A 6,372-nucleotide genomic window follows, 5' to 3' on the forward strand; every position below is an offset into this window, starting at 1 on the left:
TTGCTCCAGCTTGAAGTCATTGCGCTGCACGGCGAGCTGGGTGCGCTCCTTGACGGCTTTCAGCAGCACGTCGACGAGACCGCCTTGCGCGAACTGATGCAGTTCGATGAACTCGGCGACGAAGTCCGGCAGCGGCGTCAACCTCGCGCGCGGCTTCTGGTGCAGGCTCTTCAGCAGCGCCGTGACCTTCTGCGCCAGCATGCCGGGCACCAGCCACTCGGCACGCTCCTCGCTGACCTGGTTCAGCGCAAAGATGGGCACCGTCACCGTCAGACCGTCGCGCGCATCGCCCGGCTGGTGCAGATAGTGGGCCGCGCAGTCCACGCCCCCCAGGCGAATGACCTTGGGAAAGGCCTCGCTGGTGACGCCCGCGGCCTCGTGGCGCATCCGCTCATCCTGGCTGAGCTGCAGCAGCTTGTCGTTGCCCCTGCTGGCTTCGCGCCACCACTTCAGCAGCGTGCTGCCGGAGAACACGTTGGCCGGCAGCTTGTCGTCGTAGAAGGCGTAGATGAGCTCGTCATCTACCAGCACGTCCTGGCGGCGCGACTTGTGCTCCAGCGCCTCGACCTTGCTGATCTGGCGACGGTTGTGGCCAATGAACGGCAGTTGACGCGCAAGGTCCTCGGGCAGCTCGTCGTTGACCAGGCCCTCGCGGATGAAGATCTCTCGCGCCGCCCCGGCATCCACGCGACCGAAGTTCACGCGCTTGTTGCTGTACAGCACGATGCCGTACAGCGTCGCACGCTCCAGCGCAACGACCTCGGCCGCCTTCTTCTCCCAGTGCGGCTCCAACAGCTGCGTCTTGATTAGATGCCCGGCGATCGGCGGCAACCATTGCGGTTCGATGTTGGCCAAGCCACGGCCATACAGGCGCGATGTGTCGACCAGTTCGGCCGCGACGATCCAGCGGCCCGGCTTCTTGCTGAGGTGAGCTCCGGGGTGGCGGTAGAACTTGATGCCGCGAGCGCCGAGATACCAGTCTTCGTCGTCGCTCTTCTGCCCGATGTTGCCCAACAGGCCGGCCAGCATGGACAGGTGCACTTGCTCGTAGGTCGCCGCGCTGGCATTGAGCCGCCAGCCATGCTCAGCGACGACGGTCTGCAGCTGCGAATGCACGTCGCGCCACTCGCGCACGCGGCGCGGGCTGACGAAGTTCTCCCGCAACAGCGCCTCGTACTTGCGGTGCGACAGCTTGTGTTCGCCTTCCCCGCCTCTGGAGTCGCCAAGCCACTTCCACAGCTTCAGATAGCCCATGAATTCCGACTTCTCGTCGTCGAACTTCTTGTGCTTTTCGTCCGCGGCCTGCGCGGCTTCCTGCGGGCGGTCGCGCACGTCCTGGCCTGACAACGCCGATGCGATCACCAGCACCTCCGTCAGCGCATGGCGCTGACGGGCTTCCAGGATCATTCGACCCACGCGCGGGTCCAGGGGCAGGCGCGACAGCTCCTTGCCCAGGTCCGTGAGGTCGTTGGCGTCGTCCACGGCACCCAGTTCGTTGAGCAGCTGGTAGCCGTCGGCGATGGCCTTGGGCCGGGGTGCCTCGATGAACGGGAAGCGTTCCACGTCACCCAGGTGCAGCGATTTCATGCGCAGGATGACGCCGGCCAGGCTGCTGCGCAGGATCTCAGGGTCTGTGAACCTGGGCCGTTCGTTGAAGTCCTTCTCGCTGTACAACCGCACGCAGATGCCGTTGGAGACCCGACCGCAGCGGCCGGCGCGCTGGTTGGCTGCAGCCTGACTGATGTTCTCGATCAGCAGCTGCTCGACCTTGTTGCGGTAGCTGTAACGCTTCACGCGAGCCAACCCGGGGTCGATGACGTAGCGGATGCCAGGCACCGTCAGCGAGGTCTCGGCCACATTGGTGGCCAGCACGATGCGACGCGCGCCGTGCGGCTCGAAAACCCTGTTCTGGTCGGCTTCGGACAGCCGCGAAAACAGCGGCAGGATGTCCACGCCGGGCGGATGGTGCTTGCGAAGCGCCTCGGCCGCTTCGCGAATCTCGCGCTCGCCAGGCAGGAACACCAGCACGTCGCCGCCCCCCTCGCGCCATAGCTCGTCCACCGCGTCAGTGATCGCGTTGTTCAGGTCGTACTCGCGACTCTCCTCGAACGGCCGGTAGCGCTGCTCGACCGGGAACAGTCGGCCCGACACCATCATCACCGGCGCCGGCCCCCGGGCCGACGCGAAATGCTGTGCGAAGCGATCGGCGTCAATGGTGGCCGACGTGACGACGATCTTCAGGTCCGGCCGGCGCGGCAGCAGCTCGCGCAGGTAGCCCAGAAGGAAATCGATGTTGAGGCTGCGCTCGTGGGCCTCGTCGATGATCAGCGTGTCGTAGGCCTTTAGCAGCGGGTCGCTCTGCGTCTCGGCCAGCAGGATGCCGTCCGTCATCAGCTTGACCGACGCACCCTTGGACAGCCGGTCCTGGAAGCGCACCTTGTAGCCCACCACGTCGCCAAGTGGCGTCTTCAGTTCCTCGGCGATGCGCTTGGCTACGCTGCTGGCGGCGATGCGCCGCGGCTGGGTGTGGCCGATCAGGCCGCCGCCGTTGACGCGCCCACGTCCCATGGCCAGCGCGATCTTGGGCAACTGCGTCGTCTTGCCCGAACCGGTCTCGCCGCACACGATGATGACCTGGTGCTGGGCCAGCGCCGCCATGATTTCGTCGCGACGGCCGGAAACCGGCAGCGATTCGGGAAATGAAATGGAAAGAGCCGGTTGAGGCAACCGGCTCTCGGATCGTTCGGAATTCATTGGGGCGGGATTGTCCCGCACCCGCTCACTCCTCACGTGGGAAGTAGCTGATGACCTGCATGACAGCGCCTTGCGGGTCCTGCAACACCGCCATGCGTCCGACGGTCGGGATGTCAAATGGCCCGGCGCACACCGTTGCTCCCAGGCCCTTCGCCTTCTCGACAGTGGCGTCGCAGGATTCGACCGTGACGTAGGGGCCCCATAGCGCCGGGCCGGGCTGCTGCTGCTTCATGACACCCCCCACCGCGACCTCGCCAACCTTGACGACTTGGTAGTCGCCCTCACCCAGCTTCATGGTGTCAAAACTCCAGCCGAACAGCGCACCGTAGAACGCACAGGCGGCCTTGGGATCGGGCGTGGACAGCTCATTCCAGCTGAAGGCGCCGGGAGTCATGTAGACATCTTGATAGTCCTTCATCGCAGTCTCCGGGTTGTGAAGCGGTCATGCTCGACGTCGAACATGACAGCGTCAAGTGGGGTGCGCAGGCTCCACAATTCGGAAATGACAGGCCTCGTCTTTCCTCACACCTTTGTGCCCTGGTTCCGTGCCGTGGCGCCATACATCCACGCCTACCGCGGCGAGACCTTCGTCGTCGGCATGCCGGGCGAGCTGGTCGCGGCCGGCAAGCTGAACGCCTTCGTGCAGGATCTGGCCATCCTGCACGCCATGGGCATCAAGGTTGTCCTCGTGCACGGCTTCCGGCCCCAGGTCAACGAACAGCTTGCCGCCAAGGGCCAGACGCCGCGCTACAGCCACGGCCGCCGGATCACCGACGCCGTTGCGCTGGACTGCGCCCAGGAGGCCGCGGGCCAGTTGCGTTTCGAGATCGAGGCCGCATTCAGCCAAGGCCTGCCCAACACGCCGATGGCCAATGCCACCGTGCGCGTCGTGTCCGGCAACTTCCTGACCGCCCGGCCGGTCGGCATCGTCGACGGCGTGGACTTCCAGCATTCCGGTTTGGTCCGCAAGGTCGACGGCGCGGCGATCCAGCGCGCCATCGACATCGGCGCCATCGTGCTGCTGTCGCCGTTCGGCTTTTCCCCCACAGGCGAGGCTTTCAACCTGTCGATGGAAGACGTCGCCACCTCCACAGCCATCGCGCTGCAGGCCGACAAGCTGCTGTTCGTCTGCGAGGTGCCCGGTGTCCGTGAAGACCCGAACGACCCCGAAAGCCCCATCGACACCGAATTGGCCCTGGCCGACGCCGACCGCATGCTTGCGAAGGCCGGCCCGACGCCCGAGCCCACGGAGGTGGCCTTCTACCTGCGTCATTGCGCCGAGGCCTGCCGCGCCGGCGTGGAGCGCACGCACATCATCCCGTTCGCAGCCGATGGCGCGCTGCTTCAAGAGGTCTACACCCACGACGGCATCGGCACCATGGTCGTCGACGAGAAGCTCGAAAGCCTGCGCGAGGCGACGTCGGACGACGTCGCCGGCATCATCAAGCTCATCGAACCCTTCGAGCGCGATGGCACGCTGGTCAAGCGCAGCCGGACCGAGATCGAGCGCGACGCCGAGCTCTACACCGTCATTGAGCACGATGGCGTCATCTTCGGCTGCGCGGCCCTCTACCCCTATGTTGAAGCCCGCACGGCCGAGATGGCGGCCCTGACGGTGTCCAACGAAGTGCAGGGCCAGGGCGACGGCGACCGGCTGCTCAAGCGCATCGAGCAGCGCGCGAAAGCCATGGGGCTGGACAGCATCTTCGTGCTGACCACGCGCACGATGCACTGGTTCATCAAGCGCGGCTTCCAGCAAGTCGACCCCGAATGGCTGCCCGAGGAACGCAAGCGCAAATACAACTGGGACCGCCGCTCGCTGGTGCTGGTCAAACGATTCAACTAAGCCCCGCCGCGCCTGCCCAAACGGCCCGCACGCTAAAGTGCCGGCCGTTTTCCCTTTTCGTGTCTTAGGAGTCCGCCATGCCCCGCGTCGTTCAATGCGCCTATCTGAAGAAGGAAGCCGAAGGGCTGGACTTCCCGCCCTACCCCGTGCACACGGAACTCGGCAAGCGAGTTTGGGAAACCGTCAGCAAGGAGGCCTGGGCCGCCTGGATGAAGCATCAGACCATGCTCGTCAATGAAAACCGGCTCAACCTCGCCGACCAGCGCGCCCGTCAATACTTGATGCGTCAGGCAGAGCAATTCTTCTTTGGCAGCGGTGCCGAGCAGGTGGCTGGCTACGTGCCGCCGTCGAACTGACCGGCGTATTCCTCATGCGCCCGCCGTGGCATTCGTCACGGCAAATACCGGCACCTCACATGCCGCCCATCGCTCCATGGGGTATCCGTCAATCCGCGCCATGCTGCGCCCTCGGGCCGAATCCCCTGCCATGAGGTTTTCCGCATCGGATTCAAACCCGTTGCCCATGTTCCGAGAAAACTCTTGCCTGAATCCCCGGTCCGCGATTTAATTCGCTGGCGGAGATAATTGCCGGGCCCCGTGCCCAGCTCCTCCGAGGCCTCGATGTCAGCCATCGGGAGTCTCACCGGTCAAATCGCAAGAGGAATAGCAGCATGTCCAATCTCAAGGAACTCCTGGCCCAACGCGCGGCGCTTGATGAGCAGATCAGCCAAACCAAGGAGCGCGAACGCAGCGAAGCCGTTGCCAAGGTCAAATCCCTGATGAGCGAATATGGCCTGACGGTGGCGGACCTCAGCATGCGCACGCCCAAGCCAGTCAAGGTCTCCAAGGTGGCCGCCAAATATCGCAATCAGGCGACCGGTGAAACCTGGAGCGGCCGTGGCCTGCAGCCCAAATGGCTGAAAGCCGCCGTGGCCGGTGGTGCGAAGCTGACCGATTTCGCCGTCTGACGCGCGCACTTCTCTAAAGAAACCCTGAGGCGCCTGCCGCGCGCCTCCCCCAGGTAAGGGCCATCTACGGGATGGCCCTTTTCTTTTGCAATAGGCGCGCGCCTAAACTGCGCCATGCCCTTCGTGACACTGTCTGCCGCCTCGATTCACGGGTTTCTCCCGGGATCGCGGCAGCCGCTGCGCGACGAGATTCGCCCCATGGCTGCCCCCTCCCATCCCGCTGCAGGTCACGCACAAGCCCTGCCGCCACAGGACCGGACCGGGGCCTAACCCATGCACCTGCACTCCGGCGTTCCGGACTCCTCCGGCCATGAGCCAGAGGCCGACCTGAGCGTACAGGCCCCCCCCTCCACGACCCCGCCGCCCGGCCCTCGCCGCATCCGCAACCGCCGCAGTTGGCGCCGGATGCGACGCGTCAGCCAGGCCGCTCTGGCCGGCCTGGGCGGCGGCCTGGTCACCGCCTGGGACCTGGCCGGCGGCGCGCTGCCGCCACTGCTGCGCCTGCCCCAGCCCGCCGGCGCGGTACCGGCCCAGGACCTCCTGATCCCCATGCTGCTGGCCGCCCTGGGCCTGCTGGCGTTGTGGCGACTCAGTGCATGGGTGCTGCCCTTGGTCATGGCCGGGCTGCTGCTTGGCGCCGGCCTGCCCCTGTTCTTCAAGACCCCGGCCGACCCCGGCGCGGCGCTGGATCTGCTGATTTCAGCGCCCGTGCTCAGCGCGCTCGCGCTGCCGCTGCTGGCCGTCACACTGAACCGGGTGCTGTTGCGCCGGCTGCGCCTGACCGGCCGGCTGAGCAGTTGGCGCG

Annotated in this window: 6 protein-coding genes; 4 read left to right on the plus strand and 2 right to left on the minus strand. The window is 65.8% G+C overall.

Going from position 1 to position 6,372, the window contains the following annotated elements; translation table 11 throughout:
- Nucleotides 1–2,754, minus strand: a 2,754-nt coding sequence (gene hrpA / locus VGF12_RS20545; RefSeq protein WP_331177909.1) for an ATP-dependent RNA helicase HrpA, incomplete at its 3' end; no start/stop codon positions are given.
- Between the two features lie 25 nt (nt 2,755–2,779).
- Complete coding sequence (locus tag VGF12_RS20550; protein WP_331177910.1) at nt 2,780–3,172, minus strand: VOC family protein; 393 nt, start codon at nt 3,170–3,172, stop codon at nt 2,780–2,782.
- Nucleotides 3,173–3,256: 84 nt separating this feature from the next.
- Between VGF12_RS20550 and argA the strand changes: the two genes are divergently transcribed.
- From argA to VGF12_RS20570, 4 genes are all read left to right on the plus strand, one after another.
- The gene (gene argA, locus VGF12_RS20555; protein ID WP_331177911.1) at nt 3,257–4,600 is read left to right on the plus strand and encodes an amino-acid N-acetyltransferase; all 1,344 of its coding nucleotides are present in this window, start codon (nt 3,257–3,259) and stop codon (nt 4,598–4,600) included.
- 77 nt (nt 4,601–4,677) lie between these two features.
- Nucleotides 4,678–4,956, plus strand: a complete 279-nt coding sequence (locus VGF12_RS20560) for an oxidative damage protection protein (protein WP_331177912.1) — start codon at nt 4,678–4,680, stop codon at nt 4,954–4,956.
- Nucleotides 4,957–5,270: 314 nt separating this feature from the next.
- Nucleotides 5,271–5,567, plus strand: a complete 297-nt coding sequence (locus VGF12_RS20565) for an H-NS histone family protein (protein WP_331177913.1) — start codon at nt 5,271–5,273, stop codon at nt 5,565–5,567.
- Between the two features lie 273 nt (nt 5,568–5,840).
- The coding region (locus VGF12_RS20570; RefSeq protein ID WP_414710161.1) for a hypothetical protein at nt 5,841–6,372 on the plus strand (532 nt) is incomplete at its 3' end.

Source organism: Roseateles sp. (assembly GCF_036404855.1).
GTDB lineage: Bacteria > Pseudomonadota > Gammaproteobacteria > Burkholderiales > Burkholderiaceae_C > Pelomonas.